This is a genomic window from Variovorax beijingensis (assembly GCF_003951285.1).
Lineage (GTDB): Bacteria > Pseudomonadota > Gammaproteobacteria > Burkholderiales > Burkholderiaceae_C > Variovorax > Variovorax beijingensis.
The window spans coordinates 54,539-80,920 of sequence record NZ_RXFQ01000020.1 but is presented as its reverse complement, the minus strand read 5'-3'; the positions used below and the strand labels follow the sequence as shown (position 1 = coordinate 80,920).

26 protein-coding genes are annotated in these 26,382 nt (G+C 69.7%); 19 read left to right on the top strand and 7 right to left on the bottom strand.

The window, feature by feature from the left end; translation table 11 throughout:
- Nucleotides 1–40: 40 nt before the first annotated feature.
- On the top strand, nucleotides 41–1,399 hold the full coding sequence (gene gorA, locus EJO66_RS26850; RefSeq protein WP_124961177.1) for a glutathione-disulfide reductase: 1,359 nt from the start codon (nucleotides 41–43) through the stop codon (nucleotides 1,397–1,399).
- Nucleotides 1,400–1,506: 107 nt separating this feature from the next.
- On the opposite strand, the gene EJO66_RS26845 is transcribed toward gorA, so the two are convergent.
- A complete protein-coding gene (locus EJO66_RS26845; protein ID WP_125966633.1) occupies nucleotides 1,507–2,409 on the bottom strand; it encodes a ketopantoate reductase family protein in 903 nt (300 codons plus the stop codon).
- Nucleotides 2,410–2,468: 59 nt separating this feature from the next.
- A complete protein-coding gene (locus EJO66_RS26840; RefSeq protein WP_124961175.1) occupies nucleotides 2,469–3,377 on the bottom strand; it encodes a LysR substrate-binding domain-containing protein in 909 nt (302 codons plus the stop codon).
- A 187-nt stretch (nucleotides 3,378–3,564) separates the two neighbouring features.
- On the opposite strand from EJO66_RS26840, the gene EJO66_RS26835 reads away from it, so the two are divergent.
- The 7 genes from EJO66_RS26835 to EJO66_RS26805 all read left to right on the top strand — a co-directional run bounded on the left by EJO66_RS26835 (nucleotide 3,565) and on the right by EJO66_RS26805 (nucleotide 10,474).
- Nucleotides 3,565–4,332, top strand: a complete 768-nt coding sequence (locus tag EJO66_RS26835; protein ID WP_124961174.1) for an ABC transporter permease — start codon at nucleotides 3,565–3,567, stop codon at nucleotides 4,330–4,332.
- Nucleotides 4,329–5,357: an ABC transporter ATP-binding protein gene (locus EJO66_RS26830; protein WP_124961173.1), complete on the top strand. Its 1,029-nt coding sequence runs from the start codon at nucleotides 4,329–4,331 to the stop codon at nucleotides 5,355–5,357. Before EJO66_RS26835 ends, EJO66_RS26830 begins: the two co-directional genes overlap by 4 nt.
- Before the next feature lie 24 nt (nucleotides 5,358–5,381).
- On the top strand, nucleotides 5,382–6,470 hold the full coding sequence (locus tag EJO66_RS26825; RefSeq protein WP_124961172.1) for an extracellular solute-binding protein: 1,089 nt from the start codon (nucleotides 5,382–5,384) through the stop codon (nucleotides 6,468–6,470).
- Between the two features lie 6 nt (nucleotides 6,471–6,476).
- Nucleotides 6,477–7,298 carry an ABC transporter permease gene (locus EJO66_RS26820; RefSeq protein ID WP_125966632.1) on the top strand — a complete coding sequence of 274 codons (822 nt, stop codon included), beginning with the start codon at nucleotides 6,477–6,479 and terminating at the stop codon, nucleotides 7,296–7,298.
- Nucleotides 7,249–7,797 (top strand): TIGR00725 family protein, encoded by a 549-nt coding sequence (locus EJO66_RS26815; RefSeq protein WP_124961170.1) that lies wholly within the window; start codon nucleotides 7,249–7,251, stop codon nucleotides 7,795–7,797. Before EJO66_RS26820 ends, EJO66_RS26815 begins: the two co-directional genes overlap by 50 nt.
- A gap of 49 nt (nucleotides 7,798–7,846) precedes the next feature.
- The gene (locus EJO66_RS26810; RefSeq protein WP_015867707.1) at nucleotides 7,847–9,364 is read left to right on the top strand and encodes an AMP nucleosidase; all 1,518 of its coding nucleotides are present in this window, start codon (nucleotides 7,847–7,849) and stop codon (nucleotides 9,362–9,364) included.
- Between the two features lie 150 nt (nucleotides 9,365–9,514).
- The gene (locus EJO66_RS26805) at nucleotides 9,515–10,474 is read left to right on the top strand and encodes a Bug family tripartite tricarboxylate transporter substrate binding protein (protein WP_124961211.1); all 960 of its coding nucleotides are present in this window, start codon (nucleotides 9,515–9,517) and stop codon (nucleotides 10,472–10,474) included.
- Between the two features lie 9 nt (nucleotides 10,475–10,483).
- Here EJO66_RS26805 and EJO66_RS26800 read toward each other — a convergent pair whose 3' ends face one another.
- On the bottom strand, nucleotides 10,484–11,194 hold the full coding sequence (locus tag EJO66_RS26800) for an ArsR/SmtB family transcription factor (protein WP_124961169.1): 711 nt from the start codon (nucleotides 11,192–11,194) through the stop codon (nucleotides 10,484–10,486).
- 83 nt (nucleotides 11,195–11,277) lie between these two features.
- Between EJO66_RS26800 and EJO66_RS26795 the strand changes: the two genes are divergently transcribed.
- Nucleotides 11,278–12,456, top strand: a complete 1,179-nt coding sequence (locus tag EJO66_RS26795; RefSeq protein ID WP_240648810.1) for a cytochrome P450 — start codon at nucleotides 11,278–11,280, stop codon at nucleotides 12,454–12,456.
- A 17-nt stretch (nucleotides 12,457–12,473) separates the two neighbouring features.
- Here the strand turns inward: EJO66_RS26795 and EJO66_RS26790 are convergent, their stop codons facing one another.
- The gene (locus tag EJO66_RS26790) at nucleotides 12,474–13,430 is read right to left on the bottom strand and encodes a pyridoxamine 5'-phosphate oxidase family protein (protein ID WP_125966631.1); all 957 of its coding nucleotides are present in this window, start codon (nucleotides 13,428–13,430) and stop codon (nucleotides 12,474–12,476) included.
- On the bottom strand, nucleotides 13,427–14,077 hold the full coding sequence (locus tag EJO66_RS26785; RefSeq protein WP_124961167.1) for a glutathione S-transferase family protein: 651 nt from the start codon (nucleotides 14,075–14,077) through the stop codon (nucleotides 13,427–13,429). The genes EJO66_RS26790 and EJO66_RS26785 overlap by 4 nt, the downstream gene beginning before the upstream one ends.
- Nucleotides 14,078–14,200: 123 nt before the next feature.
- On the opposite strand from EJO66_RS26785, the gene EJO66_RS26780 reads away from it, so the two are divergent.
- The 7 genes from EJO66_RS26780 to EJO66_RS26750 all read left to right on the top strand — a co-directional run bounded on the left by EJO66_RS26780 (nucleotide 14,201) and on the right by EJO66_RS26750 (nucleotide 20,472).
- Entirely contained in the window at nucleotides 14,201–15,091 is an 891-nt protein-coding gene (locus EJO66_RS26780; RefSeq protein ID WP_124961166.1) for a LysR family transcriptional regulator, read from the top strand.
- 56 nt (nucleotides 15,092–15,147) lie between these two features.
- Nucleotides 15,148–16,137, top strand: coding sequence for an ATP-binding cassette domain-containing protein (locus tag EJO66_RS26775; protein WP_124961165.1), 990 nt, complete (start codon nucleotides 15,148–15,150; stop codon nucleotides 16,135–16,137).
- A 12-nt stretch (nucleotides 16,138–16,149) separates the two neighbouring features.
- Nucleotides 16,150–16,992, top strand: a complete 843-nt coding sequence (locus EJO66_RS26770; RefSeq protein WP_124961164.1) for an ABC transporter permease — start codon at nucleotides 16,150–16,152, stop codon at nucleotides 16,990–16,992.
- 128 nt (nucleotides 16,993–17,120) lie between these two features.
- Nucleotides 17,121–17,579 carry a MarR family winged helix-turn-helix transcriptional regulator gene (locus tag EJO66_RS26765; RefSeq protein WP_124961163.1) on the top strand — a complete coding sequence of 153 codons (459 nt, stop codon included), beginning with the start codon at nucleotides 17,121–17,123 and terminating at the stop codon, nucleotides 17,577–17,579.
- Nucleotides 17,580–17,661: 82 nt separating this feature from the next.
- A complete protein-coding gene (locus tag EJO66_RS26760; RefSeq protein WP_124961162.1) occupies nucleotides 17,662–18,087 on the top strand; it encodes an organic hydroperoxide resistance protein in 426 nt (141 codons plus the stop codon).
- Between the two features lie 198 nt (nucleotides 18,088–18,285).
- Entirely contained in the window at nucleotides 18,286–19,404 is a 1,119-nt protein-coding gene (locus EJO66_RS26755; RefSeq protein WP_164547919.1) for a DUF2855 family protein, read from the top strand.
- Between the two features lie 33 nt (nucleotides 19,405–19,437).
- Nucleotides 19,438–20,472, top strand: a complete 1,035-nt coding sequence (locus EJO66_RS26750; RefSeq protein WP_124961160.1) for a serine/threonine protein kinase — start codon at nucleotides 19,438–19,440, stop codon at nucleotides 20,470–20,472.
- Here the strand turns inward: EJO66_RS26750 and EJO66_RS26745 are convergent.
- On the bottom strand, nucleotides 20,463–21,365 hold the full coding sequence (locus tag EJO66_RS26745; RefSeq protein ID WP_124961159.1) for a LysR family transcriptional regulator: 903 nt from the start codon (nucleotides 21,363–21,365) through the stop codon (nucleotides 20,463–20,465). The genes EJO66_RS26750 and EJO66_RS26745 overlap by 10 nt on opposite strands.
- A 91-nt stretch (nucleotides 21,366–21,456) precedes the next feature.
- On the opposite strand from EJO66_RS26745, the gene EJO66_RS26740 reads away from it, so the two are divergent.
- The 3 genes from EJO66_RS26740 to EJO66_RS26730 all read left to right on the top strand — a co-directional run bounded on the left by EJO66_RS26740 (nucleotide 21,457) and on the right by EJO66_RS26730 (nucleotide 25,480).
- On the top strand, nucleotides 21,457–23,181 hold the full coding sequence (locus EJO66_RS26740) for an acyl-CoA dehydrogenase family protein (protein ID WP_124961158.1): 1,725 nt from the start codon (nucleotides 21,457–21,459) through the stop codon (nucleotides 23,179–23,181).
- 31 nt (nucleotides 23,182–23,212) lie between these two features.
- On the top strand, nucleotides 23,213–24,199 hold the full coding sequence (locus EJO66_RS26735; protein ID WP_124961157.1) for a Bug family tripartite tricarboxylate transporter substrate binding protein: 987 nt from the start codon (nucleotides 23,213–23,215) through the stop codon (nucleotides 24,197–24,199).
- 135 nt (nucleotides 24,200–24,334) lie between these two features.
- Nucleotides 24,335–25,480, top strand: coding sequence for a CaiB/BaiF CoA transferase family protein (locus EJO66_RS26730; RefSeq protein WP_124961156.1), 1,146 nt, complete (start codon nucleotides 24,335–24,337; stop codon nucleotides 25,478–25,480).
- Here EJO66_RS26730 and EJO66_RS26725 read toward each other — a convergent pair.
- Nucleotides 25,475–26,380: a LysR family transcriptional regulator gene (locus tag EJO66_RS26725; RefSeq protein ID WP_124961155.1), complete on the bottom strand. Its 906-nt coding sequence runs from the start codon at nucleotides 26,378–26,380 to the stop codon at nucleotides 25,475–25,477. The two genes, EJO66_RS26730 and EJO66_RS26725, sit on opposite strands and share 6 nt — an antisense overlap.
- Nucleotides 26,381–26,382 lie beyond the last annotated feature (2 nt).

Here is a 26,382-nt window from a genome sequence, read left to right as displayed (position 1 = left end):
CCAGCCGGCGGCTAAAGTCGCCGCCAAGGAGAGTTTTTCCATGCCCACATTCGACTTCGATCTTTTCGTCATCGGCGGCGGCAGCGGCGGCGTGCGCGCGGCGCGCATGGCGGCCCAGCAGGGGGTGCGCGTGGGGCTGGCCGAGGCGGCCGAACTGGGCGGCACCTGCGTCAACGTGGGCTGCATTCCGAAGAAGCTCTACAGCTACGCGGCCGGCTATGCCGAATCCTTCGAGGAAGCCGCGGGCTACGGCTGGCAGCTTTCCCAGGCGCCGGGATTCGACTGGGCGCACCTCAAGGCGCAGCGTGCGAAGGAAATCAAGCGGCTCAACGGCGTGTATGCCTCGCTGCTGAAGAATTCCGGCGTGGTGCTGGTCACCGGCTGGGCGCAGCTGCTCGACGGCCACACGGTCGAGGTCGACGGCAAGCGCCACACCGCGCGCCATCTGCTGGTGGCCACCGGCGGTACGCCCTACGTACCCGACATTCCGGGCCGCGAGCACATCGCCATCTCCGACGAGATGTTCGACCTCGACCCGTTCCCCAAGCGCCTGCTGGTGGTGGGCGGCGGCTACATCGCCTGCGAGTTCGCATCGATCTTCAACGGCCTGGGCGCCCAGGTGACGCAGCTGCACCGCCGCGCGCACCTGCTCACGGGCTTCGACGACGACGTGCGGCAGTTCCTTGCCAACGAGATGGGCAAGGCGGGCGTCGACGTGCGGCTGAACTGCGAGGCCACCTCGATCACGCGCGGGGCGCAGGGGCTCACGGTCACGCTCGCGCGCGGCCAGCAGCTCGAAGCCGACACGGTGCTCTTTGCGACCGGCCGCGTGCCCAACACCCAGGGGCTCGGCCTCGAAGCGGCGGGCGTGAAGCTCGACGAGCGCGGCGCCATCGCGGTCGATGCGCACTACCGCAGCTCGGTGCCGTCGATCCACGCGGTGGGCGATGTGTCCACGCGCGTGCAGCTCACGCCGGTGGCGCTGGCCGAGGCGATGGTGGTGGTCGACCAGCTGTTCGGCAAGGGCCGGCGCCGGCTCGACTACGAGTTCATTCCGACGGCCGTGTTCACGCACCCCAACATCGGCACCTGCGGCTACACCGAGCTCGACGCGCGCGCGAAGTTCGGCGACGTGGCGGTGTTCTCGAGCGAATTCAAGTCGCTGCGCCACACGCTGTCGGGCCGCACCGAGCGCACCTTCATGAAGCTGGTGGTCGACAAGGCCAGCGACCGCGTGGTCGGCCTGCACATGGTGGGCGCCGATGCGGGCGAGGTGGTGCAGGGCTTTGCCGTGGCGATGCGCGCGGGCGCGACCAAGGCGCTGTTCGACAGCACCATCGGCATCCACCCGACCGCGGCCGAAGAGTTCGTGACGATGCGCGAACCGATGCCCGGATAAAAGCTCGCCCCCAGTCTTCGCGCACTTCGTGTCGCTTCGCCACCCCTACCGGGGGCAACACCAGCGGCCCGGCAAAGCCGGTTCCGCGGTGTTTCGCGAATGGCCACTCAACGAGGCTGCTGCTTGTTTTCGAGCAGTCGTACCATCACGAACAGCACGCGGTTGGCGGGCGTGGGCACGCCGAGCGCCTCGCCGCGGCGCACGACGAAGCCGTTGAGATGGTCGATCTCGCTGGGCTTGCCGCGTGCGAGGTCCTGCGCGGTCGATGAATACTGCGAGGGCATCGACTGCGCAATGCCGCGGATGGCTGCATCGATATCGCCCGGAATCTCGACGCCCTCGGCCTTTGCCACGGCCAGGCATTCGGCGACCACGTCGCGGATCACCTCGGCCACGCCCGCGCCCTTCACGAGTTCGCCGTAGGGCAGCTGCGACACGGCCGACAGCGCGTTGTAGGCGCAGTTCAGCACCAGCTTGGCCCAGAGCGAGCCGCGCACGTTGCCGGAAATCTGCGTGGGCACGTCGGCGGCCAGCAACTGCTGCGCCACCTGCTCGCTGCGGCGCGAAGGCGCGATCACCAGCTCGCCGCGGCCATGGTGCTTCACATGGCCGGGACCGGCCATCTCGGTGGCCACGTAGACCACGGCGGCCGCCACTTCGCTGGACGGCAGCACCGAGCGCACGCGCTCGTCGTTGTCGACGCCGTTCTGCAGCGTGAGCACCAGCGCATCGGGCGAGAGATGCGGCCGGATCTGCGCCGCGGCCGCTTCGGTGTCGGTGGACTTCACGCAGAACAGCACAAGGTCCGCGCCCTGTACCGCGCCCGGCTCGGTGCTTGCGCCGAGCGGCACCTGCTCGTCGAAGGTCCGGGTCTCCAGCCGCAGCCCGCGGGCGCGCACGGCCTCCACGTGCGAAGGCCGGCCGATCAGCACCACCTCGTGGCCCGCGCGCGCCAGCATGGCGCCGTAGTAGCAGCCGACTGCGCCGGCGCCCATGACTGCGACTTTCATCGATTCGATTCCTTGGTTGTCTGCCTGTTCGACCGTAGAGGGTAGCGGAGCCTGCCGCCTCATGCTTGCGTGCCGCGCGACTTCGCGCCCTCTTCCATCAGCCATTCGCGAAACGCCGCGAAGGCCGGCAGGTCGAGCCGGTCCGGCCGGTAGCAGAGGTAGTGGCCCTGGTCCACGCGCACCGGCGTGCCGCAGGGGCTCAGCAGCGAGCCCTCGGCCAGCTCCTCCTGCACCAGCAGCTTCGGCACCAGCCCGATTCCCAGCCCGTTGAGCGCCGCCTGAATCAGCGCCGAATACTGTGCGAAGCGCGGCCCGGCCACGGTCTGCACCTCGGGCACGCCGTGCTGCGCAGCCCACTCGCGCCAGGCGGTGGGCGCGCCCTCGTGATGCAGCAGCGTGTGGGCGACGACGTCGGCCGGCTGCGCGATGCGGTGGCGCTTTTCGACCAGCGCGCGCGCCGCGATCAGCACGAACTCGCGCCCCGCGATGTATTCGGACACCACGCCCGGCCAGCCGTCGGGGCCGTAGCGGATGGCGGCATCGACGCCGGCCGGGATGCCGTCGCTCGGCTCCAGGTGGCGGCTGAAGCTCAGCATCACATGGCGGCTCTTCTGGCTGAAGGCCGGCAGGCGCGGGATGAGCCACTTGGTGAGGAAGGTGGGCACGCTCGCGAGCGTGAGCAGGCCGGCGCCGGCATCGCCCGAGCGCGCCTCGAAGGTCGCGGTCTCGATGGCGCGCAGGCCGCCCGAGATCTTCTGCCAATACACGCGCCCCTGCGGCGTGAGCTGCACGCCGCGGCCGTTCTTCTGCAGCAGCTCGCGGCCCAGGAAGGCCTCGAGCCCGGCGATCTGCTTGCTGACCGCGCTCACGGTGATGCACAAGGCGCCGGCCGCGAGCGTGATGCTCTGGTGGCGCGCCACGGCGTCGAAGGCCAGCAGTTCCTGGATGGTGGGGCAGTCGCGCTTCATGCATGGCTCCGGTCGATGAAAACTCCGTGAAAAACACTTTCCGATTGCTCAAGCGTCGTCATCCAGCTTTCACCCATAAGTACGCATGTGCTTCCTAGAATTCGCTGGAGCACGGCAGCTGGCCGTGCGCAAAAGGTAGCGCACTCGGAAAGTATGCCGGCTGCGCAAGACATCGGGAGACATCATCTTGGTTCGCGGCATCTCGCTCATCTACGGCCTGTACCTGCTGCTGCCGATCGCCCTGCTGCTGGTCGGCAGCTTCGGCGGCAACTGGACCAACACGCTGCTGCCCACGGGCATCACCGGGCAGTGGTACCTCGACCTCTGGCTCGACCCCTCGTTCCGCAAGGCCTTCGCGAGCAGCCTGGTGGTGGCGCTGTCGGCCTGCGCGATCAACACCGTGCTGGCGCTGCCGCTGGCCTATGCGCTGTACCACGGCGCCGGGCGCGGCAGCAGCCTGGCGGCGCGCATCGTGAGCGCCATGCCGATCGCGGTGCCGACCATCACGCTGGCCTTCGGCTACATGATCGTGTTCAACACCGACCTCGCGCCATGGCTGGGCTCGATGCCGCTGCTGATCGCGGCGCACGCGATCCTCACGCTGCCCTATCTCACCAACACGCTGCTGAGCGACCTGCGCCACCTGGACCTCGGCCGGCTCGAACAGGCGGCCGCGACGCTCGGCGCCTCGGGCTGGCAGCAGTTCACCGGCATCGTGCTGCCCAGCCTGCGGCAGAGCCTGATCAGCGGGCTGGTGATGGTGGCCGCCATTTCGGTGGGCGAGTTCGGGCTGTCGAACCTGCTTACGAGCTTCCAGAACCGCACGTACCCGGTGGTGCTGCTGCAGGCCTTCTACGGCGCAACGGGCTTTGCCTGCGCGGCCACGGTGATCCTTCTGGTGCTGGCGAGCGCGTCGGCCCTTCTTTCGTCCTCCCTTGTGAAGCAACGCGCATGAGCCTCCTTCTGGATCAGGTCAGCTACAACTACCCGGGCAGCACGCACGGCCTGCACGATGTGTCGCTCGACGTGCGCACAGGCGAGCTGGTGGCGGTGATCGGGCCGAGCGGCTCGGGCAAGTCGACGCTGCTCAAGCTGGTGTCGGGCCTGGAGACGGGCCACAGCGGACGCATCGCGCTCGACGGCGAAGACATGTCGCGCACGCCGGTGCACCAGCGCCACATCGGCATGGTGTTCCAGAGCTATGCGCTGTTTCCGCACCTGAGCGTGCTCGATAACGTGGCCTACGGGCTCAAGCTGCGCAAGGTGGCCACGGCCGAACGGCGCCGCCGTGCGCAGGAGCTGCTCGACGTGGTGGCGCTCGGCGAGTATGCGCAGCGCGCCGTCGCGCAGCTCTCGGGCGGCCAGCAGCAGCGCGTGGCGCTGGCGCGCGCGCTCGCCATCGATCCGCGCGCGCTGCTGCTCGACGAGCCGCTCTCGGCCCTCGACGCCAGCGTGCGCGGCCACCTGCGCGACCAGATCCGCTCGATCCAGCAGCGCTTCAACGCGACCACGCTGCTGGTCACGCACGACCAGGAAGAGGCGCTCGTGATGGCCGACCGCGTGGCGATGCTCAAGGATGGCCGGCTGCTGCAGATCGCCACGCCGCGCGACATCTACGAGAACCCCGCGAGCCGGGCGGTGGCGGAGTTCGTCGGGCTCTCGACGATCCTGCCCGCGAAGGTCGGCGCGCGAGACCGGCTGGACCTCGGCTTTGCGGAGCTTGCCGCACCCACGGGCAGCCGCACCGCCGGCAGCGCGGTGCATGTGCTGGTGCGGCCCGAGCACATCCGGGCCGATCCGCCCGCCGGCAGCATCAACCGGCTTGCGGGCCGCACCGGCGCGCAGCGCTACCTGGGCGCGCTCACGCGCTACGACTTCGAGGTGGCGGGCGCCCCCCGGCCCTTCCTCGCCGAATCGGCCACACCTGCGGCCGAGGCGATTGCCATCGCGCCCGAACACCTCCGTTTGCTCGACCACTGATTTTTTCCTCCAAGGAGCCACTCCATGCAACGCAGACATCTGATCCAGGCCGCCGGCGCACTGCCCGCACTGTCATTGGCCACCCTCGCGGCCCGCACCGCCTTCGCCTTCGACGGCCCCGAGCTCTACGCGGGCGAAAAGGCGCTCTATGCCGAGGCGCAGAAGGAAGGCCTGTGCGTCTCCTTCGACACCGGCCCCGAATGGGCCAACTGGAAGTCGCTGTTCCGCGACTTCAAGAAGCGCTACCCCGAGATCGAACTGACCTACAACGACATCGGCTCGGCCGCCACCGTGGTCGCGCTGGAGAAGACCAGGCGCCGCCCGCAGGCCGACACCGCCTACTACTTCGCCGCCTCGGCCGTCGACGCCGCCAAGAAGGACGTGGTCGCGCCCTTCAGGCCCGTCAACTTCGACAAGCTGCCGCCCGTGTTCCGCGAGGCCGAGGGCCGCTGGTTCACCATCCATACGCTCAACATCGCCTTCCTGGTCAACAGGAAGCTGGTGAAGAACGTGCCCACCGGCTGGGCCGACCTGCTCAAGCCGGAGTTCAAGAGCACGGTGGTCTACCTCGACCCGCGCTCCACCGGGATCGGCCAGGTGCTGACCTTTGCGGCGGCCTACGCCAACGGCGGCAGCGTCGACAACGTGCAGCCCGGCACCGACTACCTGGGCAAGCTGCACTCGGCCGGCAACGTGCTGCGCGTGGAAGGCACCACGCCGTATGCCAAGTTCCTCAAGGGCGAGATCCCGGTCTGGATCAGCTACGAGAACGACGGCCTCAAGGCCAAGCACGTCGACGGCATGGGCGATGCGGTGGAAGTCGTGATCCCGAAGGAAGCGAGCGTGGCCGCGCCCTACGCGATCAGCCTGGTGAAGAACGGCCCCAACCCCAATGCCGGCAAGCTGTGGCTCAACTTCATCATGAGCGAGGCCGGCCAGTCGCTGTTCGCGCAGGGCTTCGTGCGCCCTGCCGTGCCGGGCACGCCGCTGAGTGCCGACGTAGCGGCGAAGATGCCGGCCGCGCCGCAGATCCGCCCGCTCGACGTGGTGAAGGCCTCGGAGCGCAAGGCCGAGATCGACAAGCTCTGGGCGCAGGCTGCGCTGGGCAAGTAAGCCGCCATGCGACGCTTTGGCGCCTGGCCCGCCTGGGCCTTCATGGCGCTGTTCTTCGCGGTGCCGCTGGCGGCGCTGCTGCCCGAAGCCTTCGGCGACGGCGGCAGCGCCTTCGGGCGGCTGTTCGGCAACCCGCTGTTCCTGGGCGCGCTGCGCAACACGCTGGGCCTCGGCCTCGCGGCGGGCGCGATCTCGGCGCTGGTGGGCACCTGCATCGCGATCGAGCTCGCGCGCCAGCCCGAGGGCCGGCGCCAATGGATGATGACCCTGCTGGGCCTGCCGCTGGCCTTCTCGGGCCTGGTGATCGCCTACGGCTTCATCCTGGCCTTCGGCCGCGCGGGCTTCGTGACGCAGCTGCTCGCGGGGCTGGGCGGCGACCCGGCGGCCATCGGCAGCTGGATCTACAGCGTCTCGGGCCTGGGCTTCGCCTATGCCTACTACCTGATCCCGCGCGTGGCGCTGTCGCTGTACCCGGTGTTCGCCAACCTCGACCTGCGCCCGGCGCAGGCGGCGCGCACGCTGGGCGCTTCGCGGGCCCGGGCCTTCCGGGACACGGTGCTGCCCGAGGTGATGCCCTCGGTGCTGTCGAACGCCTGCACGGTGGCCGCGATTGCGATGGGCACCTACGGCACGGCGCTGGCGCTGGTGGGCACGCAGCTCAACATCCTGCCGCTGATGCTGCTCGCGCAGGTGGGCGACGGCGGTTCGGATTTCGCGGTGGCAGCGGCCTTGTCGCTGGTGCTGATGGTGGTGTGTGTGATCGTGATGGGAGTGGGCGATGTCCTTACGCGAAGGCGCGAGCGCGGTGCTGCCGGCGCCGGTCATTGAGGCGCTGGCGCGCCTGGCGCAGAAGCAGCGGGGGCCGGCGCGCCACCGCCAGCCGGTGGCCATCCTCGGCCCCGGCGACGGCGGCCCGGCCGAATGCGAGGCGGCCTACGCCGTGGCGCACGCGCTGGCCGGCGCCGGCATGGCCGTGGTCTGCGGCGGACGCGGCGGCGTGATGGCCGCGGCCTCGCGCGGCGCCGCCGAGGCCGGCGGCATTGCCGTGGGCATCCTGCCCGAGGACGACGACCGCAACGCCAACGAATGGCTCAGCGTGGCCATTCCCACCGGCATGGGCGAGCTGCGCAACGGCATCATCGCGCGCAGCGGCGTGTGCCTGATCGCCATCGGCGGCAACATGGGCACGCTGTCGGAAATGGCGATGGGGCTCAAGTGGGGCAAGCCGGTGTTCGTGATGCATGGCGACGTCGAGCTGCCGGGCGCGGTGCAGGCCACGGGCGTCGACGACATGCTGACGAAAGTGCTCGCCTGCCTGCTGGCCTGACGCCGCCCCGGGAGCGGCGGACGGCGCGGCCGCATTGCACAATGCCGTCATGCCCTACATGCCCACTTTCGTCGCTCCCGCCCGCTTCAACGACGCCGCCGCCGCACTCGAACAGGTCAAGTCCATCTACCAGGGCGGCCTGGCGCATCTGCGCGAATCGATGCTGCGCTTCGTGGCCGGGGAGGCGCTGCCGGGCCGGGTGCGGGCCTGCTACCCGTTCGTGCGGGTGCACACGCACACCGTCTCGCGCCACACGCCGCCGGCCAACGCGGGCCTGAGCTACGGCTTCGTCGCCGGGCCGGGCCGCTACGAGACCACGCTGACGCGGCCCGACCTGTTCTCGCGCTACTACCTCGACCAGTTCCGCCTGCTGCTGGAGAACCACCAGGTCGAGATCGAGGTGGGCACCAGCACGCAGCCGATCCCCATCCACTTCTCCTTTGCCGAGAACGACCACATCGAAGGCACGATGAGCGAGGAGCGCCGCGCGCTGATGCGCGACGTGTTCGACCTGCCCGACCTGGGCGTGATGGACGACGGCATTGCCAACGGCACCTACGAGGCGCTGGCGGGCGAGGCGCAGCCGCTGTCGCTCTTCACGGCCGCGCGCGTGGACTACTCGCTGCACCGGCTGCGGCACTACACCGGCACCGCGCCCGAGTGGTTCCAGAACTTCGTGCTGTTCACCAACTACCAGTTCTACATCGACGAGTTCGTGCGCCTGGGCCACGAGGCCATGGCCGACGAGAAGAGCGAGTACGTCGCCTTCATCGAGCCCGGCAACGTGGTCACGCGCCGGCGCGGGCTGGCCGCGGGCGCCAGCACCAACTACGGCGGCCTGCTCGACGGCAGCCAGGGCACGGCGCCGCCGCGCCTGCCGCAGATGCCGGCCTACCACCTGGTGCGCGAGGACTGCAGCGGCATCAGCATGGTGAACATCGGCGTCGGCCCGGCCAATGCCAAGACCATCACCGACCACATCGCCGTGCTTCGCCCGCACGCCTGGATGATGCTGGGCCACTGCGCGGGCCTGCGCAACGCGCAGCAGCTCGGCGACTACGTGCTGGCGCATGCCTATGTGCGCGAGGACCACGTGCTCGACGAGGAACTGCCGCTGTGGGTGCCGATTCCGGCGCTCTCGGAGATCCAGCTCGCGCTGGAAAAGGCGGTGGCCGACGTCACGCGCTACACCGGCCCCGACCTCAAGAAGATCATGCGCACCGGCACGGTGGCGAGCACCGACAACCGCAACTGGGAACTGCTGCCGGGCAACCAGCCGCAGCGCCGCTTCAGCCAGAGCCGGGCCGTGGCGCTCGACATGGAAAGCGCCACCATCGCGGCCAACGGCTTCCGCTTTCGCGTGCCCTACGGCACTTTGTTGTGCGTGAGCGACAAACCGCTGCACGGCGAGATCAAGCTGCCGGGCATGGCCAACCACTTCTACCGCGAGCGCGTGGAGCAGCACCTGCGCATCGGCATGCGGGCCATCGACATTCTTCGCGAGCAGGGTTCGACCCGGCTGCACAGCCGCAAGCTGCGCAGCTTCGCGGAGGTCGCCTTCCAGTAACAGTTGGGCTTACCTAGGGTTTTCACCTACTCTTGAAGGTAGGTGGGCGACGCATTTCGCGAACATCATCCGGAAACCTTTCTCACAACTGGAAACAAAATGCCTCGTCCGTCGCCCGGGAAGCTTTCTCGCCGCAACTTCAATGCATGGATGGCGGGCGCGGCCGCCGCTGGCGGGGCCGGGCCTGCACTGCTGTGGCCCCGCCTGGCCGGCGCGGCCGAGCCGCAACTCGTGTCGAAGCTGCGCATCGTGATTCCGGCCAACGAAGGCGGCGGCTGGGACCAGACCGGCCGCGCGCTCGGCGCGGCGCTGCTGGCCTCGGGTGCGGCGGGCGAGGTGGTCTACGAGAACATCGGCGGCAAGGGCGGCACCATCGGCCTCGCAAAGTACGTCGAGAAATACGATGCCGACCCCGACACCCTGCTGATGAGCGGCATGGTCATGGTCGGCGCGGTGGCGCTGCAGAAGCCGGCCGTCACCATGGCCCAGGTGGCGCCGGTCGCGCGCCTCACCAGCGACTACGAGGTGGTGGCCGTGAAGGCCGATTCGCCCATCAAGACGCCCAAGGACCTGATCGCGCAGCTGCGCGCCGATGCGGCCAGGACCGTCATCGCCGGCGGCTCGGCCGGCGGCGTGGACCACATGTACGCCGGCATGCTGGCCCGCGTGGCCGGCAACACCGCGGGCCTGGTCTACCAGCCGTACCCGGGCGGCGCGCAGGTGGTGGAAGCGCTTGCCACCGGCAAGGCCGTGGCGGGGATCTCGGGTTTCAGCGAATTCAGCGCGGGCCTTTCCAACGGCACGCTGCGCGCCATCGGCGTGTCGTCGAAGCGGCCGTTCCTGGGCATTCCGTCGGTGCGCGAGCAGGGCGTGGACGCCGACCTGGCCAACTGGCGCGGCGTGCTCACCGGCAAGAAGGTGACGGCGGAGCGCCGGGCCGTGCTGCTCGAGGCCGTGCACCGCGCCACCATGGCCGACGTGTGGCAGAAGACCATCAAGCGCAACAACTGGGATGCGTACTGGATGGCGGGCAAGGATTTCGAGAGCTTCCTCGAGCTCGACCTGGCGATGGCCGGGCCGATGATCTACCTGCTCAAGCTAAAGGCCTGAGCGCGCGCTTCAGGCAAAGAGCTCGGGCATCTCGCGCTGCGCCTTCGGCGTGAGCGCCAGCGCGCGGCCGTCGAGCTCCTGGCGCACCCAGCCGCGGCGCAGCGACAGCTGGAGCCAGGCCGCGCCGAGCGCGCCGCCCAGGTGCGGGCGGCGCTCGCTCCAGTCGAGGCAGGCGCAGGCAAAGCGCCGGCGCGAGCGGCGCACCGCGTCCACCTCCACGCCCAGGCTCTCCAGCGCGATGGCGCCTTCGGGCGTGAGTTCGTACGAACCGCTCTGCAGGCCGCTGAGCCAGCCCTGCGCATGCAGCCGGTCGTGCAGCGCGACGCCGGCCGTGCCGGCCATGTGGTCGTAGCAGGTGCGCGCGGCGCGCAGGCGGCTCGGCGTGCTGGGCTTGAACTGCGCGGCGCGCGGCGCGCCGGCCACCACCATCAGGCTTTCGAGCGCGGCCGCCACGTTGTCCCCCGCCAGCCGGAAGTAGCGGTGCTTGCCCTGCACGAGCAGCTCGACCAGCCGCTCTTGCCTGAGGCGCGCGAGGTGCGCGCTTGCGGTGGAGGCGGCCACCTCGGCCACGGTGGCCAGCTCGGTCGCGGTGCGCGCGTGGCCGTCCATCAGGCAGCTCAGCATGCGCGCGCGCGCGGGCTCGGCGATGGCGCCGGCCAGGCGGGCCAGCTGCACGTCGACGTTGGAGGAAGAAGCCGGGGAAGAAGAACGCGTGTCCATGCGCCGATCCTAAGACGCCGCCGCATCCCACACTTCGTTCGCGGCCGAAGTGTGGCGGCGGCGGCAATTGCACACTGCGCGGCATGAACACAAGCCCGACGCCTTCCTCCTTCGATGGCATGCCGCTCGACCCCGTCGCGGCCGTCACGCATGCCGATCCGTATCCCTTCTATGCCGAACTGCGCGCGGGGCCGCCGCTCGCGTGGAACGAGGCGCTGCACCTGTGGGTCGCAAGCCGTGCGGAGGTCATCGAATCGCTGCTGCTCGCGCACGGCGCGCTGCGCGTGCGGCCGGCGGCCGAACCGGTGCCGCGCGCCATTGCGGGCAGCGCGGCGGGCGAGGTGTTCGGCCATCTCGTGCGCATGAACGACGGCGCGGCGCACCAGGCCCATCGGCCCGCGCTGCAGCGTGCGCTGGCCGGACTGGACCTGGGCGCGGTACGCACGGCGGCCTTGCGGGTGGCGCATGGCGTGCCGGCGCAGCCTGTGTCGGATGCGCTGTTCTCCATGCCGGTGCGAGCCGTCGCGCACCTGCTGGGCTTTGACGATGAGGCGCTGCCGCAGGTGGACCGATGGATGCGCGACTTCGTCGCCTGCCTGTCGCCGCTGTCCACGGCGCAGCAGCTGCAAGGCGCCAGCGCCGCCGCGGGCGAACTCATGACGCGCTTCGAGGCGCTGGCCGCGGGCGCAGCGCCACGCGACGGAACACTGCTCGCGGCCGTGCTCGCCGAGAGCGCCGCGAGCCCGCCGCTCGCGCGCGCGCTGCTCGCGAACCTCGTCGGCCTGCTCTCGCAGACCTGCGATGCGACGGCCGGCCTGCTGGGCAACAGCCTGATCGCGGTGATGCGCGAGCCGTCGCTGCAGCAGGCCGCGCAGACCCAGGGCGGGCTGCAGGCGATCGTGGAAGAGACGGCACGGCACGACCCCTCGGTGCACAACACGCGGCGCTTCGTGGCCGAGTCCGTCACCATGGCGGGCACGCCGCTGGCGGCAGGCGACGCAGTGCTGCTGGTGCTGGCCGCGGCCAACCGCGATCCGGCGCTCAACCCGGAGCCCGAGCGCTTCAACCTCGTACGCCCGCGGCGCCGCATGCTGGGGTTCGGCCACGGCATGCATGCCTGCCCGGGCCAGGCGCTGGCCTGCACGCTGGCCGCCGCGGGGCTGGAGGCCGTGCTGTATCGCACACCCGATCTGGCGGCGATGCAAGAACGCGGCTGGCACTACCGGCCTTCGGTCGCCGCGCGCATTCCCGTCTTTCATTGACGGAGCGCGAAGGCCGCTCAGGCGCGCGCCGCAGCCCAGCGCCCGGTGCCTTCGAGGTGCGGCGACAGCGCCGCGTCGCCCCAGCGCAGCGGCAGGGCGGCGGGCCGGCGCAGTGCGTGCTCCACATGCAGCCGCAGCAGCCGCTCGGCGCCTTCGAACTCGGCGATCTCGGGGCCGTCCAGCACCAGTTCCGCGGTGGCCGCCACGTGCAGGAGATCGCCGTTGTCGTAATCGATGAACAGCAGGCCCGCACGCGGATGGGCCACCAGGTTGCCCAGCGTGTTGAAGAAACGGTTGCCGTTGAAGTCGGGCACCGTGAGCACGCCGCCCGCATCAACGCGAACGAAGCCGGGCCGGCCGCCGCGGTGCGACACGTCGACACCGTGCGAGCGCGCATCGGCCGCATCGCCCGGGTACGCGGTGGCGATGAACAGCGTGTCGGCGCTGCCGATGAGGCGCTGTGCGTCGAGGTCGAGCGTGTCGAGCCGCTGCGCGGGCGCGCTGCCGTCGCGTGCGGCCACCAGTTCCGGCTCGCGCGCCTGGATGTAGCGCGGGCAGTTGCCGAAGCTCTGCTGCACCGCGACCATGAAGCCGCCCGCATCGAGCGACTCGACCGTGCCGTTCATGCGGTTGCGCCGCCGCGTGTGCGGCTCGATGCCCAGCAGGCCGAGCGTGGCGCCCTGCGCGAGCTGCCCGGCCAGCGGATCGCCACCGGCTGGCAGCGCATCGACGCGCAGGTGCGTGGCATCGGGCGAATGCGCGAAGCCCGCGGGCGCCGCGAGCACGCTGGCCCAGGGCTGCAGGTCGGCATCGAGGCTGCCGACCACGAGGAACGGCAGCTGCGCGAAGAATTCGCGGTGCTGGTCAGGCATGTAGTCGCGGATCACGCGCGGGCCCATGGCCTCCATGCGGTCGCGCCAGCCCGTCTGTACCTGCAGCGCGCGCTCGCCGGCGTGGAACGGTTCGGCAATCATGATGCCAGTCCGACCGGCGTGCGCACCATCGGCACGAAGCCGGGCAGGGCCTCCACGCGCGCGAGCCAGGCGCGCACCTGCGGGTAGGCGTCGAGCGACACGCGGCCTTCGGGCGCATGCGCCACGTAGGCGTAGTTCGCGATGTCGGCCAGCGTGGCCGCGGGCCCGGCCAGGAAGGGCTGCTGCCCGAGGTGGATCTCCATCACCGCAAGCAGCGCATGCGAGCGCGTCACCGTCTCGGTGGGATCGGCGGCCAGGCCGAACAGCGCCATGACGCGCGCGGCGGCCGGCCCGTAGGCGAGCGGCCCGGCGGCCACCGAGAACCAGCGCTGCACGCGCGCCGCGCCCACCGGGTCGCGCGGCATCCAGCGCGCCGGATCGGCCGAATAGCGCTCGTTGAGGTAGACCAGGATCGCGTTGGAATCGGCCAGCGTGGTTTCGCCATCCTCGATCACCGGCACCTGGCCGAAGGGGTTGCGCGCCAGGAACTCGGGCGTGCGGTGGGCGCGCTGCTTCAGGTCGAGCTCGATCACTTCGAAAGGCAGGCCGAGCATCGAGAGGAACAGCCGCACCCGGTGCACGTGGCCCGAGATGGCGCTGCCGTAGAGCTTGATGGGTTGGGCGGGAGGGGAAGCGATGGCGTTCACGGGAGGTCCTCTGGAATGTGGAGTGGGCGTGATCCGGATTCTTCTCTCTTGCGCTGAATGAAGGAATAGCCATTCTTGCATTTGACTGCTGCGTTATTCGGTTTAATCCGGTTTAATCAGGCCATGGATCGCTTCAAGGCCATGCAGACCTTCGTGCAGATTGCCGACCAGGGCAGCCTGACCCGCGCCGCCGAGGCGCTCGGCAACTCGCTGCCCGCGGTGGTGCGCGCGCTCGCCGCGCTCGAGGCGCACCTGGGCGTGCGCCTGTTCCACCGCACCACGCGCCGGCTCTCGCTCACCGAGGAAGGCCGCCACTACCTGCCGAGCGCGCGCGAGGTGCTGCTGGCGGCCGATGCCGCCGACCTCGCGCTCAAGGCCGAGGCGCGCGAGCCCGCGGGCCAGCTCACCATCACCGCGCCGGTGCTGTTCGGCCACATGTACGTGGCGCCCGCCATCACGCGCTTCATGCAGCGCCACGACAAGGTGCGCTGCACCGTGCTGCTGCACGACCGCACGGTGAACCTGCTGGAGGAAGGCATCGACGTGGGCATCCGCATCAGCCCGCTCGCGGATTCGTCGCTCGTGGCGCAGACGCTCGGCACCATCCGGCGCGTGGTGGCGGTGAGCCCCGGGTACCTCGCGCGCCACGGCACGCCGCGCCATCCGCGCGACCTCCAAGGCGCCCCCTGCGTGCGCGGCCGTGTCGACGCGCCGCCGCAGTGGGTGTTCCACGAACGCGGCAAGACCATCAGCGTGACGCCCAGCTGCCGGCTCGAATTCAACCACCTCGCCCCGGCCATCGAGGCCTGCGCCGCGGGCATGGGCTTCGGCACCTTCTTCTCCTACCAGGTGCTGCCGCATGTGGCGCAGGGCCGGTTGAAGCTGGTGCTCGAAGACTTCGAGCCGCCGCCGCGCCCGGTGAGCGTGATCTACCCGAACGCACGGCTGCTGCCGGCCCGCACGCGCGCCTTCATCGACTGGATGAAGACGGAGTTCAGCGGCCTGCGCATGTAGGCCGGCCGCGGCAGCAGTGGCTCCGAACTCGTGCGGCTTGTCCATCGGTTGAAGCGATGGCGGCAGGCTTCGTGGCCCTGCGTCAGAATGGCCGCGTGCCTTCCTCTTCTTCTTCCTCCTCCTGCGCCCCGCTCTTCCACGCCAGCCGCCTTTGCAAGCGCTACGGCGGCACCACGGTCGTGGACGACCTGTCGTTCGAGATCGCGCCCGGCGAATGCCTGGGCGTGATCGGCCCGAACGGCGCCGGCAAGACCACCACCATCCGCATGTGCCTGGGCCTCACCACGCCCGACGGCGGCGACATCTGCGCGCTGGGCCTGCAGATGCCGCGCGATGCGCTGGCCATCAAGGCGCAGCTCGGCGTGGTGTCGCAGTTCGACACGCTCGACCCCGACTTCAGCTGCGCCGAGAACCTCGTGGTGTACGGCCGCTACTTCGGCTTCAGCAAGGCGCAGGTGCGCGAGCGCGTGCCGCAGCTGCTGGAGTTTGCGGCGCTCTCGCACAAGGCCGATGCAAAGCCGGGCGAACTCTCGGGCGGCATGCGCCGGCGCCTTTCGCTGGCGCGCGCGCTGGTGAACGACCCCAAGCTTCTGCTGCTCGACGAGCCCACCACCGGGCTCGACCCGCAGGCGCGCCACCTGATGTGGGAGCGCCTGCAGGTGCTGCTGCAGCAGGGCAAGTCGATCCTGCTGACCACGCACTTCATGGACGAGGCCGAGCGCCTGTGCTCGCGCCTCCTGGTGCTCGACCACGGCCGCAAGATTGCCGAGGGCCGCCCGCGCGACCTGATCGCCGAGCACCTGGAGCCCGACGTGGTCGAGGTGTACGGCAACGGCGCGCTCTCGCTGGCCGAGTCGCCGGAACTGAAAGCGATGGCGGCGCGCGTGGAGGTGAGCGGGGAGACCGTGTTCTTCTACACGCAGGACGCACGGCGGCTGCTCGATGCGCTCACGCGGCACGGCCGCCTGCGCACCTTCCACCGGCCCGCGAACCTCGAAGACCTTTTTCTCAAGCTCACGGGCCGGCAGATCCGCGAAGACGGCTAGGCCACGACAATCATGAACACGACGACTGCAAGCTCTTCTTCTGCCGCGGCATCGCCGCCGGCCCGTTCCGTGTGGCGCGCGCCCGAGCTCTCGCTGCGCTGGTGGCCCGTGTTCCTGCGCAACCTGCTGGTGTGGCGCAAGCTCGCGATACCGAGCCTGATCGGCAACATCGCCGAGCCGCTGATCTGGCTCGTGGCCTTCGGCTACGGCATGGGTGCGCTGGTGGGACAGGTGGCGGTGGACGGCGTGAAGGTGCCCTACATCCTGTTCCTCGCGAGCGGCTCGATCTGCATGAGCGCGATGAACGCTGCGAGCTTCGAGGCGCTGTATTCGGCGTTCTCCCGCATGCAGGTGCAGAAGACCTGGGACGGCATCATGAACGCACCCGTGGGCCTGGACGACATCGTGCTGGCCGAGATGCTGTGGGCGGCGTTCAAGTCGATCTTCACCGTGACCGCGATTTTGTTCGTGATGCTCGGGCTGGGCATCAGCCACAGCCCCAAGCTGATCGTCGCGTGGATGGTGCTGATCGGCGCGGGGATCACCTTCTCGTCGATTGCGCTGATCTTCAATGCGCTTGCCAAGAGCTACGACTTCTTCACCTACTACTTCACGCTGTTCATGACGCCGATGATGTTCCTGAGCGGCGTGTTCTTTCCGCTGGAACAGCTGCCTTCCGCCGTGAGGGCCGTGGCGGCCTGGCTGCCGTTGACCAATGCGGTGGCGCTGGTGCGGCCGCTGTTCATGGATCAGTGGCCGACCGGCTGGTGGGTGCATGCGGGGGTGTTGGTGGTTTATGGGGTTGCGGCTTTCTGGGTGGCGTTGGCTTTGACTCGGAAGAGGTTTCGGGGGTGATGTTTTTTTGAGGACGGGGGCCGGGTCTCGCCCGCCGGGGCGAGACCCGGCTCCGGAACACAAACCAAAAACAAGAACCCAAAATAATTACATTGCACGCAATTCAATTGCGCGCTAAAATTCGAGCCATGCGCAGCAGTACCACCCAAGCCTCAGACGAAATGCTCAAGCTGGACAACCAGCTCTGCTTCGCCGTCTATTCCGCCTCGTTGGCCATGACCCGCCTCTACAAGCCGGTGCTGGAAAAGCTGCAGCTCACCTACCCCCAATACCTCGTCATGCTCGCCCTCTGGGAGCAAGACGGCCCCACGGTCTCCGAGCTCGGCGAACGCCTCTCGCTCGACTCCGGCACGCTCACGCCGCTGCTCAAGCGGCTCGAAGCCGTCGGCTATGTCACGCGGCTGCGCGACGTGGCCGACGAGCGCCGCGTCCACATCACGCTCACCAGCGCCGGCCGCAAGCTCAAGGCGCGCGCCGCCGGCGTGCCCGGCTGCCTCATGGCCGCGGCGCAATGCTCGGTGCCTGAACTCATCTCGCTTACCCAGCAGATCCAGACGCTGCGCGACCGCATCAGGAAAGCCGCCTGACACGCAAGCAATCCCGGTTTTCTCCCGCTTCTATCCAAGAAGCTCTTTTTCACCACCCTCACCAACCGAAGGAATCACCACCATGACCACCAAGCTCGACAAGGTTCTCTACACCGCTGAAGCCCACACCGTCGGCGGCCGCGACGGCGCAGGCAAGTCCAGCGACGGCGCCATCGACGTCAAGCTCAGCTCGCCCGGTTCGGGCAAGCCCGGCACCAATCCCGAGCAGCTGTTCGCAGTCGGCTACGCCGCCTGCTTCATCGGCGCGATGAAGGCCGTCGGCCCGAAGATCGGCGTGAAGGTGCCCGAGGACGTGGCCATCGACTCCAGCGTTTCCCTTGGCCCGACGAACGGCGGCGCTGCCTATGGCATCGCCGTGAAGCTGGCGATCACGCTGCCGGGCCTGGACGCCGAACAGAAGCAGAAGCTGGTCGACACGGCCCACCAGGTCTGCCCGTACTCGAACGCCACGCGCGGCAACATCGACGTCGAACTCTCGATCGCCTGATTCCGCCCCCTGCGCAGGGGCAAAGAAGAAGAGCGTCCCGGCCACAAGCCGGGGCGCCTTTTTTTTTATGGCCGGCGTTGTGTCCCGCGGGCGACGCGGAAAAGGGAAACGCGATAGCGCCTTTCATCAAGCCTGGCTAATGTGGCTGCAGCACGCGCCATCCCCGCAACCCACACCACCACCATGGAGATCGACACCATGAGCACCACCACCAGCCTCCTGATCCGCAAGGGCGAACTCGCCACCACGCGCCTGCACACCGCCGCCGACCAGCCGCTGGCCGACGGCCAGGTGCGCGTGCGCATCGACAGCTTTGCGCTCACCTCCAACAACATCACCTACGCCGCCTTCGGCGATGCGATGAGCTACTGGCAGTTCTTCCCGTCCACGGAAGAAGGCTGGGGCAGCATTCCGGTGTGGGGCTTCGCCAGCGTGGTGCAGTCGCTGCACCCGGGCGTGGCGGCGGGCGAGCGGCTCTACGGCTACTGGCCGATGTCGTCGGGCGCCGTGCTGATCCCCGACCGCCTCTCGCCCGGGCGCTTCACCGACGCCGCCGCGCACCGTGCCGAGCTGCCCACGGTCTACAACCAGTACTTCCGCTGCAACGCCGATCCGCTCTACACCGCGGACACCGAAGACGTGCAGGCGCTGCTGCGTCCGCTGTTCATCACCTCGTGGCTGATCGACGACTTCATGGCCGACAACGATTTCTTCGGCGCGAACACCATGCTGCTGTCGAGCGCGTCGAGCAAGACGGCCTACGGCACTGCCTTCCAGCTGCACCAGCGCGAAGGCATCGAGGTGATCGGCCTGACCTCGCCCGCCAACGTGGCCTTCTGCGAAAGCCTGGGCTGCTACCACCGCGTGCTGACCTACGACGCGCTCGACGGCATCGCGGCCGGCACGCCCTGCGTCTATGTGGACTTCGCGGGCAACGCCGGCCTGCGCAACGCGATCCACACGCGCTTCACCAACCTCAAGTACAGCTGCTCGATCGGCGGCACGCACGTGGAGCAGCTCGCGGCCAAGGGCGCGGGCAAGGACCTGGCCGGCCCGCGCGCCACGCTCTTCTTCGCGCCGGCGCAGATCAAGAAGCGCACCGCCGAATGGGGCGCCGACGAATTCGGCCGGCGCATGGTGGCCGCCTGGCACCACTTCCTGGCCACCGTGACCGACGCCGGGAACCCCTGGCTGCGCGCCGAGCACCACCACGGCGGCGAAGCGGTGCAGGCCGCCTATGCGCAGGTGCTGGCCGGCAAGGGCGACGCGCGCGTCGGCCATGTCCTTTCGCTTTACAAACAACCCGGCGGCCTCTGACATTCCGGGGGCCAGGGTAGCGACAATCGCCGCATGACCCTTTCCCCCGCAGCGCCCGCGAATACCCATCCCTACGAGAACCTCACGCCCGACGTGGTGCTGGACGCCCTGGCAACGCTCGGCCTGCACGGCGACGGCCGGCTCACGGGCCTCAACTCGTACGAGAACCGGGTCTACCAGGTGTTCCTGGAAGACCGCAGTGCAGTGGTGGTCAAGTTCTACCGCCCCGAGCGCTGGAGCGAAGCCGAGATCCTCGAGGAGCACGGCTTCTCGCTCGAACTGGCGGCCGCCGAAGTGCCCGCCGTGGCGCCGCTGGCCTTCGACGGCAGCACGCTGCACCGCCACGGCGGCTTCGCCTTCAGCGTGAGCCCCTACCGCGGCGGCCGGGCGCCGGAGCTGGACGATTTCGAAGTGCTCGAATGGGTCGGCCGCTTTCTCGCGCGCATCCACACCGTGGGCAGCGCCAGGCCTTTCGAGGCCCGGCCCGCGCTCGACCTGCAGACCTTCGGCATCGCCTCGCGCGACTGGCTGCTGGCCAACGATAAGGTGCCGCTCGACGTGCAGCGCGACTGGGAAAAGGCCTGCAACGAAGCACTGGACATGATTGCCGCCACGGCGCTGGCGGTGAACGCCCCGGCGTCCGATTTCAAGCCGCGCAAGCTGCGCCTGCACGGCGACGTGCATCCCGGCAACATCCTGTGGACACCCACCGACCGGCCCGGCGGCGGCCCGCACTTCGTCGACCTGGACGATGCGCGCACCGGCTTCGCGGTGCAGGACCTCTGGATGCTGCTGTCGGGCGAGCGCGCACAGCGCACCTCGCAGCTCTCGGGGCTGCTCGACGGCTACGAGCAGTTCCGCGAATTCGACCGCCGCGAACTCGCGCTGATCGAGCCGCTGCGCACCCTGCGGCTCATCCACTACAGCGCCTGGCTCGCGCGGCGCTGGGAAGATCCGATCTTCCCGATCAACTTTCCGTGGTTCGGCTCCAGCGACTACTGGAAGGGCCAGATCCTCGTGCTGCAGGAGCAGTGCGAGCAGATGGCGGAAGAGCCGCTCTACGCCTGAGAACGGGCCTCGGTAGCGAGGCTTTCCTCCACGCCCTGCAGCAGCCGTTCGGCCAGCACGTTCGGCGGCCCGCTGCGCCACACACCGTAGGCCTCCGACTGCGCCACGTCGCGGTCGAGCGGGCGGAACACCGCCCCGCGCAGGGCCGAATGCCGCATGGCCTGCGGCACCAGCGCCACGCCCATGCCCTGCGACACCAGCGAGACCACCGCGAGCCAGTGGCGCACCTCGTGCCGCACCTCGGGCAGGAAGCCGGCGTCCGCGCAGATCGACAGGATGCGCTCGTGGTAGTCGGGCGAGGCCTCGCGCGAGAACAGCACGAAGGGTTGGTTGCGCAGGTCGGCCGGCGCCAGCACGCGCTTGCGCGCGAGCGCGTGGCCCGAGGGCAGGCAGCACACGAAAGGCTCCGACAGCAGCAGCCGGTGCTGCAGCTCGGGCGGCATGCGGCTGGTATGCACGAAGCCCAGGTCGAGCCGGTCGTGCAGCAGCTCGGCGATCTGCACGCCTGAATTGAGTTCGGCGAGCGTGATGCGCACCGCCGGGTGCCTGGCCTGGAACGCACGCAGCGCCTGCGGCAGGCCGCGGTAGAGCATCGCGCCGACGAAGCCGATGCGCAGGCGCCCGGCCGAGCCGCTGGCCACGTCGCGCGCCTCCAGCGCTGCCTCTTCCGCCTGCAGGAGCAGCCGCCGCGCCGAGATGCGCAGCGCCTCGCCCGCATGCGTGAGGCGCACCTCCTTGCTGTTGCGCTCGAACAGCCGCGCGCCCACCGACTCCTCGAGCTGGCGGATGGCCACCGACAGCGGCGGCTGCGAGATCGACAGGCGCCGCGCGGCGCGCCCGAAGTGCAGCTCCTCGGCCAGCACGGAAAAGTAGCGCAGGTGTCGCAGTTCCATGAATAGGCAAATCGAATCGAACAAGACCAATTCGATATTAGACACGGATCGTCTGGAAACCAACAATGCGGCGAACCCAGGAGACAAACGCATGTCCGACAACGCCGCACACGCCGCGCCAGAAGCCGCGCACGCCCACCCCATTCCCGACCGCCACGGCCAGAACCTGTTCAGCACCGACACCGAGCTGCACACGCTGCTCGCGCTCTACCTGCCCGCCGACCTGCTGGCCCACATGCAGCCGCACTTCGAGCGCCTGGGCGGCCTCGCGGGCGGCCCGCTCGACGACCTGGCCGGCACCGCCGACCGCAACCCGCCCACGCTGAAGCAGCGCACCCGCACCGGCCTGGACGAGCAGAAGATCGTCAAGCACCCGGCCTACGTGGAGATGGAACGCCTCGCGCTCAGTGAATTCGGCCTGGCCGCGATGTCCCACCGCGACGAGACGCTGGGCTGGAAGGGCAGGATGCCGCCGCTGGTCAAGTACGTGCTGACCTATCTCTTCGTGCAGGCCGAGTTCGGCCTGTGCTGCCCGGTCTCGATGACCGACTCGCTCACGCGCACGCTCAAGAAGTTCGCGAGCCCCGAGCTGGTGGCGCGCTTCCTGCCGCGCCTGACTTCGCTCGACTTCGACGAGCTTGCGCAGGGTGCGATGTTCATGACCGAGCAGGCCGCGGGCTCCGACATCGCGGCCACCGCGACGATGGCGCGGCAGGAGACGGATGGCAGCTGGCGCCTCAGTGGCGACAAGTGGTTCTGCTCCAACCCCGATGCCGACTTCGCGATGGTGCTCGCGCGCGCCGAGAACGGCCTGCCTGGCATGAAGGGCGTGTCGCTGTTCCTGCTGCCGCGCCGGCTCGAGGACGGCAGCCTCAACCACTACCGCATCATTCGCCTGAAGGACAAGCTGGGTACGCGCTCCATGGCCAGCGGCGAGATCCGGCTCGAAGGCGCCGTCGCGTACCTGGTGGGCGAAGAAGGCCGCGGCTTCGTGCAGATGGCCGACATGGTCAACAACTCGCGCCTGTCGAACGGCGTGCGCGCCGCCGGCCTGATGCGCCGCGCGGTGGCCGAGGCCGAGTACATCGCCGCCGAGCGCCGCGCCTTCGGCCGCACGCTCGAGCAGATGCCGCTGATGCAGCGCCAGCTCGACAAGCTGCGCCTGCCGGCCGAACAGGCGCGCACCATGGTGTGCCAGACGGCGCTGGCGCTCGCGCGCTCCGACGCCGGCGAGCCCGATGCCTACGCACTGCTGCGCATCCTCACGCCGCTCATCAAGTTCCGCGCCTGCCGCGACGCGCGCAAGGTCACGGGCGATGCGATGGAAGTGCGCGGCGGCTGCGGCTACATCGAGGAATGGAGCGATCCGCGGCTCGTTCGCGATGCGCATCTGGGCTCGATCTGGGAGGGCACGAGCAACATCGTGGCGCTGGACGTGATCCGCGCGGTGAAGCGCGAAGGCTCGCTGCCGGTGCTGCGCACGCACTGCGAGCAGCTGCTGGCCGATGCGGAACTGCCACCGGCCTTTGCAAAGGCGCTGCGCGATGCACTGGCGCGCGCCGCCGCGCTGGCCGAGACCGCCGCGCGCGAAGGCGGCGACGTGCTGGCGCGCCAGGCTGCCTCGGCGCTCTACCACTGCACGAGCAGCATCGCGATGGCCTGGGAGGCCGCGCGCAGCGGTTCGGCCCCGCGCCTGCGCTGGGCCCGGCTGGTGCTGCTGCACCGCGTGCTGCCGCGCGACCCGCTCGCGCCCGACGCGATGCCCGCGGATTGGAACGGTCCGGCCACCACGCGCACCGCCAGGGCCACGGCCTGATTCACGACAACAGAAAAACGGAGACATCACCTTGCGACACCTCACCCCCTTCTTCGCGGCCCTCGCCGCCTGCGCCGCGCTGCTGGGCGCCGCTCCCGCCGCACAGGCCCAGGGACCCTTCCCTTCCAAGCCCCTGGTGCTGGTCGTGCCCTTCCCGCCCGGCGGCCCGACCGATGCCATGGCCCGCACGCTGGCCGCCGAGATGAAGGACCGCCTCGGCCAGCCCATGATCGTGGAGAACCGCGCGGGCGCGGGCGGCAACATCGGCGCCGACTACGTGGCGCGCGCCGAGGCCGACGGCCACACGCTGCTGTTCGGCACCTCGGGCCCGCTCGCCATCAACGCGAGCCTCTACCGCAAGATCAGCTACGACCCGGTCAAGAGCTTCGCGCCGGTGATCCAGGTCGGCTACCTGCCGAACATCCTGGTGGTGAACCCCGCGCTGCCGGTGAAGGACGTGAAGGAACTGGTCGCCTACGCCAAGGCCAACCCCGGCAAGCTCAGCTATGCGTCGTCGGGCAATGGCGCCTCGTCGCACCTGGCGGGCGTGCTGTTCAACTCGGTGGCCGGCACCGACCTGCAGCACATCCCCTACAAGGGCACCGGCCCCGCGCTCAACGACCTGCTCGGCAACCAGGTCAGCATGACCTTCACCGACATCCTCACCGCGCTGCCCTACGTGAAGGCCGGCAAGCTGCGCGCGCTGGGCGTGGCGACGCTCGCGCGCTCGCAGGCGCTGCCCGAGGTGCCGACGATTGCCGAGCAAGGCTACAAGGGCTACGACGTGAGCGTGTTCTTCGGCATCGTCGCGCCGGCCGGCACACCCGCGGACCGCGTGGCCAGGCTCAATCAAGCCTTCGGCGAAGTGCTGAACTCGCCCAAGGTGAAGCAGATGTTCGCGGCGCAGGGCCTCGAGGCCTCGGCGGACACCTCGCCGCAGAAGCTCGGGCAGTTCATCATGAGCGAGTCGGCCAAGTGGAAGGACGTCGTGAAGAAGTCGGGGGCGCAGCTGGATTGATTTCGCCTTGTTGTCCGGGGCGCGATCCCGCCGACGGGGGACATTCGCGGAGGGGAGTATCCGGTGGCCTGTGCACGCGCCCCGAACAACAGCGCCAAGAACATACCCCAACAGACAAAAGCACGGAACACCGAAATGACATCACCCCAAGGGGCCCTCGCCGGCATCCGCGTCCTCGATATCTCGCGCATCCTCGGTGGCCCCTATTGCGGCCAGATCCTCGGCGACCACGGCGCCGACGTGCTCAAGGTCGAGCCGCCGCAGGGCGACGACACGCGCACCTGGGGCCCACCCTTCAAGGACGGCGTGGCCTCGTACTACCACGGCCTGAACCGCAACAAGCGCGTGCAGCACCTGGACTTCTCCACGGAAGAAGGCCGTGAAGCACTGCTCGCGCTCGTGGCCGAGGCCGACGTGCTGATCGAGAACTTCAAGACCGGCACCATGGAGCGCTGGGGCATCGGCTACGAGGCGCTCTCGGCGCGCTTTCCGCGCCTCGTGTGGTGCCGCGTCTCGGGCTTCGGCGCCGATGGCCCGCTGGGCGCGCTGCCCGGCTACGACGCCGCGGTGCAGGCCATGACCGGCATCATGAGCATCAACGGCGAGGCCGACGGCGGCCCGCTGCGCGTGGGCCTGCCGGTGGTCGACATGGTGACCGGGCTCAATGCGGTGATCGGCGTGCTGCTCGCGCTGCAGGAGCGCAACCGCAGCGGGCGCGGCCAGTTCGTGGAAGCCGCGCTGTACGACAGCGGGCTCTCGCTGCTGCATCCGCATGCGGCCAACTGGTTCATGGATGGCACCGAGCCGCGCCGCACCGGCAACGCGCATCCCAACATCTATCCCTACGACGCGCTGGCCACCGGCACCGACCCGGTGTTCGTGGCGGTGGGCAACGACCGCCAGTTCGCGAGCCTGTGCCGCTGCATCGGCCTGCCCGCGCTGGCCGACGATCCGCTCTACCGCACGGCCGGCGCGCGTTCGGTGCACCGTGCGGGGCTCAAGCAGCAGCTGGAGGCGGCGATGGCGACGTTCGACGGCCGTGCGCTGGTCGAGCAGCTGATGGCCGCGGGCGTGCCCGCCGCGCCGGTGCTGCCGGTGGATGCGGCGCTCGAGCATCCGCACACCGCGCATCGCGAAATGGTGGTGGAAATGGAAGGCGGCTACCGCGGCATCGGCGCGCCGGTGAAGCTCAGCCGCACGCCGGCGAGCTACCGGCACGCGCCGCTCACGCCGGGCGAGCGCTTCCTGCCGGAGTCCGCGGCCGACGCCGGCGGCTCATGATCCGGGCCGCACGTCGGCGCCCGCCTTGGGCGCATGGAAAGCCTGCATGAACGCGCCCTGCAGCTCCGCCGGCAGGTCGGGCCGGTGGCACATCGCATAGCCGAGACTCGGCGGATCGTCAGACAGCGCAACGAAGCGGATGTCGGGCCGCGCGATGCAGGCGAGCGATTCCACCACCAGCCCGATGCCCGCACCGGCCGCCACCAGCCCCACGAGCGAGATCGAGGAGCTCGCGCACTGGTTGACCTGCGTGGTGATGCCGGCGCGCGCAAGGTAGGCGGCGATGCGGTCGAACACCACCGGCCCGATGTCGCGCCGCACCCCGACCAGCGTCTGCTGGCGCAGGTCCGCCGCCGCGATGCGCCCGGCGCCCGCGAGCGGATGGCCGGCCGGCATCACGGCCATGAAGCGGTCGCGGGCCACCTCGCGCACCACGAGGTCGTCGCGCGAGGACGGCGGATGCACCACCGCCAGGTCGAGCCTGCGGTGCGCCACGGCTTCCTCGAGTTCGTCCGACAGGCCTTCGGTGAGCGCCAGCACCACGCCCGGGTGCGCGGCCGAAAAGGCACGCATCGCGTCGGGAAAGAACGACAGCGCCGCAATGGGCGTGACGCCGATCTCCAGCCGGTCGAAGGCGCCGCGCCCGATGGCGCGCGCGGCCTCGTCGGTCTCGGCGGCGCGCGACAGCAGCCGCCGCGCGTGCGGCAGCAGGCGCGCGCCCTGCTCCGTCAGCCGGACGCCGCGCGCCTGCCGGTCGAACAGCGCAAAGCCCAGCGCTTCCTCGAGCCGCTGCACCCGCACGCTGAGCGCGGGCTGCGAGATGGCGAGCAGCGAGGCGGCGCGGCGGATGTTGCCGATCTCGGCGAGCGTGACGAAGCATCGCCATTGCTTGAGTTCCAAGG

Excerpts from the sequence above, each read along its gene's own strand:
- EJO66_RS26795 (WP_240648810.1), top strand. The coding sequence starts at position 11,278 with ATGAACACAAGCCCGACGCCTTCCTCCTTCGATGGCATGCCGCTCGAC.
- EJO66_RS26775 (WP_124961165.1), top strand. The coding sequence starts at position 15,148 with ATGGCGGCAGGCTTCGTGGCCCTGCGTCAGAATGGCCGCGTGCCTTCC.
- EJO66_RS26780 (WP_124961166.1), top strand. The coding sequence starts at position 14,201 with ATGGATCGCTTCAAGGCCATGCAGACCTTCGTGCAGATTGCCGACCAG.
- EJO66_RS26830 (WP_124961173.1), top strand. The coding sequence starts at position 4,329 with ATGAGCCTCCTTCTGGATCAGGTCAGCTACAACTACCCGGGCAGCACG.
- EJO66_RS26840 (WP_124961175.1), bottom strand. The coding sequence starts at position 3,377 with ATGAAGCGCGACTGCCCCACCATCCAGGAACTGCTGGCCTTCGACGCC.
- EJO66_RS26745 (WP_124961159.1), bottom strand. The coding sequence starts at position 21,365 with ATGGAACTGCGACACCTGCGCTACTTTTCCGTGCTGGCCGAGGAGCTG.
- EJO66_RS26730 (WP_124961156.1), top strand. The coding sequence starts at position 24,335 with ATGACATCACCCCAAGGGGCCCTCGCCGGCATCCGCGTCCTCGATATC.
- EJO66_RS26825 (WP_124961172.1), top strand. The coding sequence starts at position 5,382 with ATGCAACGCAGACATCTGATCCAGGCCGCCGGCGCACTGCCCGCACTG.
- EJO66_RS26845 (WP_125966633.1), bottom strand. The coding sequence starts at position 2,409 with ATGAAAGTCGCAGTCATGGGCGCCGGCGCAGTCGGCTGCTACTACGGC.
- EJO66_RS26815 (WP_124961170.1), top strand. The coding sequence starts at position 7,249 with ATGTCCTTACGCGAAGGCGCGAGCGCGGTGCTGCCGGCGCCGGTCATT.
- EJO66_RS26740 (WP_124961158.1), top strand. The coding sequence starts at position 21,457 with ATGTCCGACAACGCCGCACACGCCGCGCCAGAAGCCGCGCACGCCCAC.
- EJO66_RS26765 (WP_124961163.1), top strand. The coding sequence starts at position 17,121 with ATGCGCAGCAGTACCACCCAAGCCTCAGACGAAATGCTCAAGCTGGAC.
- EJO66_RS26805 (WP_124961211.1), top strand. The coding sequence starts at position 9,515 with ATGGCGGGCGCGGCCGCCGCTGGCGGGGCCGGGCCTGCACTGCTGTGG.
- EJO66_RS26760 (WP_124961162.1), top strand. The coding sequence starts at position 17,662 with ATGACCACCAAGCTCGACAAGGTTCTCTACACCGCTGAAGCCCACACC.
- EJO66_RS26755 (WP_164547919.1), top strand. The coding sequence starts at position 18,286 with ATGAGCACCACCACCAGCCTCCTGATCCGCAAGGGCGAACTCGCCACC.
- EJO66_RS26810 (WP_015867707.1), top strand. The coding sequence starts at position 7,847 with ATGCCCTACATGCCCACTTTCGTCGCTCCCGCCCGCTTCAACGACGCC.
- gorA (WP_124961177.1), top strand. The coding sequence starts at position 41 with ATGCCCACATTCGACTTCGATCTTTTCGTCATCGGCGGCGGCAGCGGC.
- EJO66_RS26800 (WP_124961169.1), bottom strand. The coding sequence starts at position 11,194 with ATGGACACGCGTTCTTCTTCCCCGGCTTCTTCCTCCAACGTCGACGTG.
- EJO66_RS26790 (WP_125966631.1), bottom strand. The coding sequence starts at position 13,430 with ATGATTGCCGAACCGTTCCACGCCGGCGAGCGCGCGCTGCAGGTACAG.
- EJO66_RS26750 (WP_124961160.1), top strand. The coding sequence starts at position 19,438 with ATGACCCTTTCCCCCGCAGCGCCCGCGAATACCCATCCCTACGAGAAC.
- EJO66_RS26820 (WP_125966632.1), top strand. The coding sequence starts at position 6,477 with ATGCGACGCTTTGGCGCCTGGCCCGCCTGGGCCTTCATGGCGCTGTTC.
- EJO66_RS26770 (WP_124961164.1), top strand. The coding sequence starts at position 16,150 with ATGAACACGACGACTGCAAGCTCTTCTTCTGCCGCGGCATCGCCGCCG.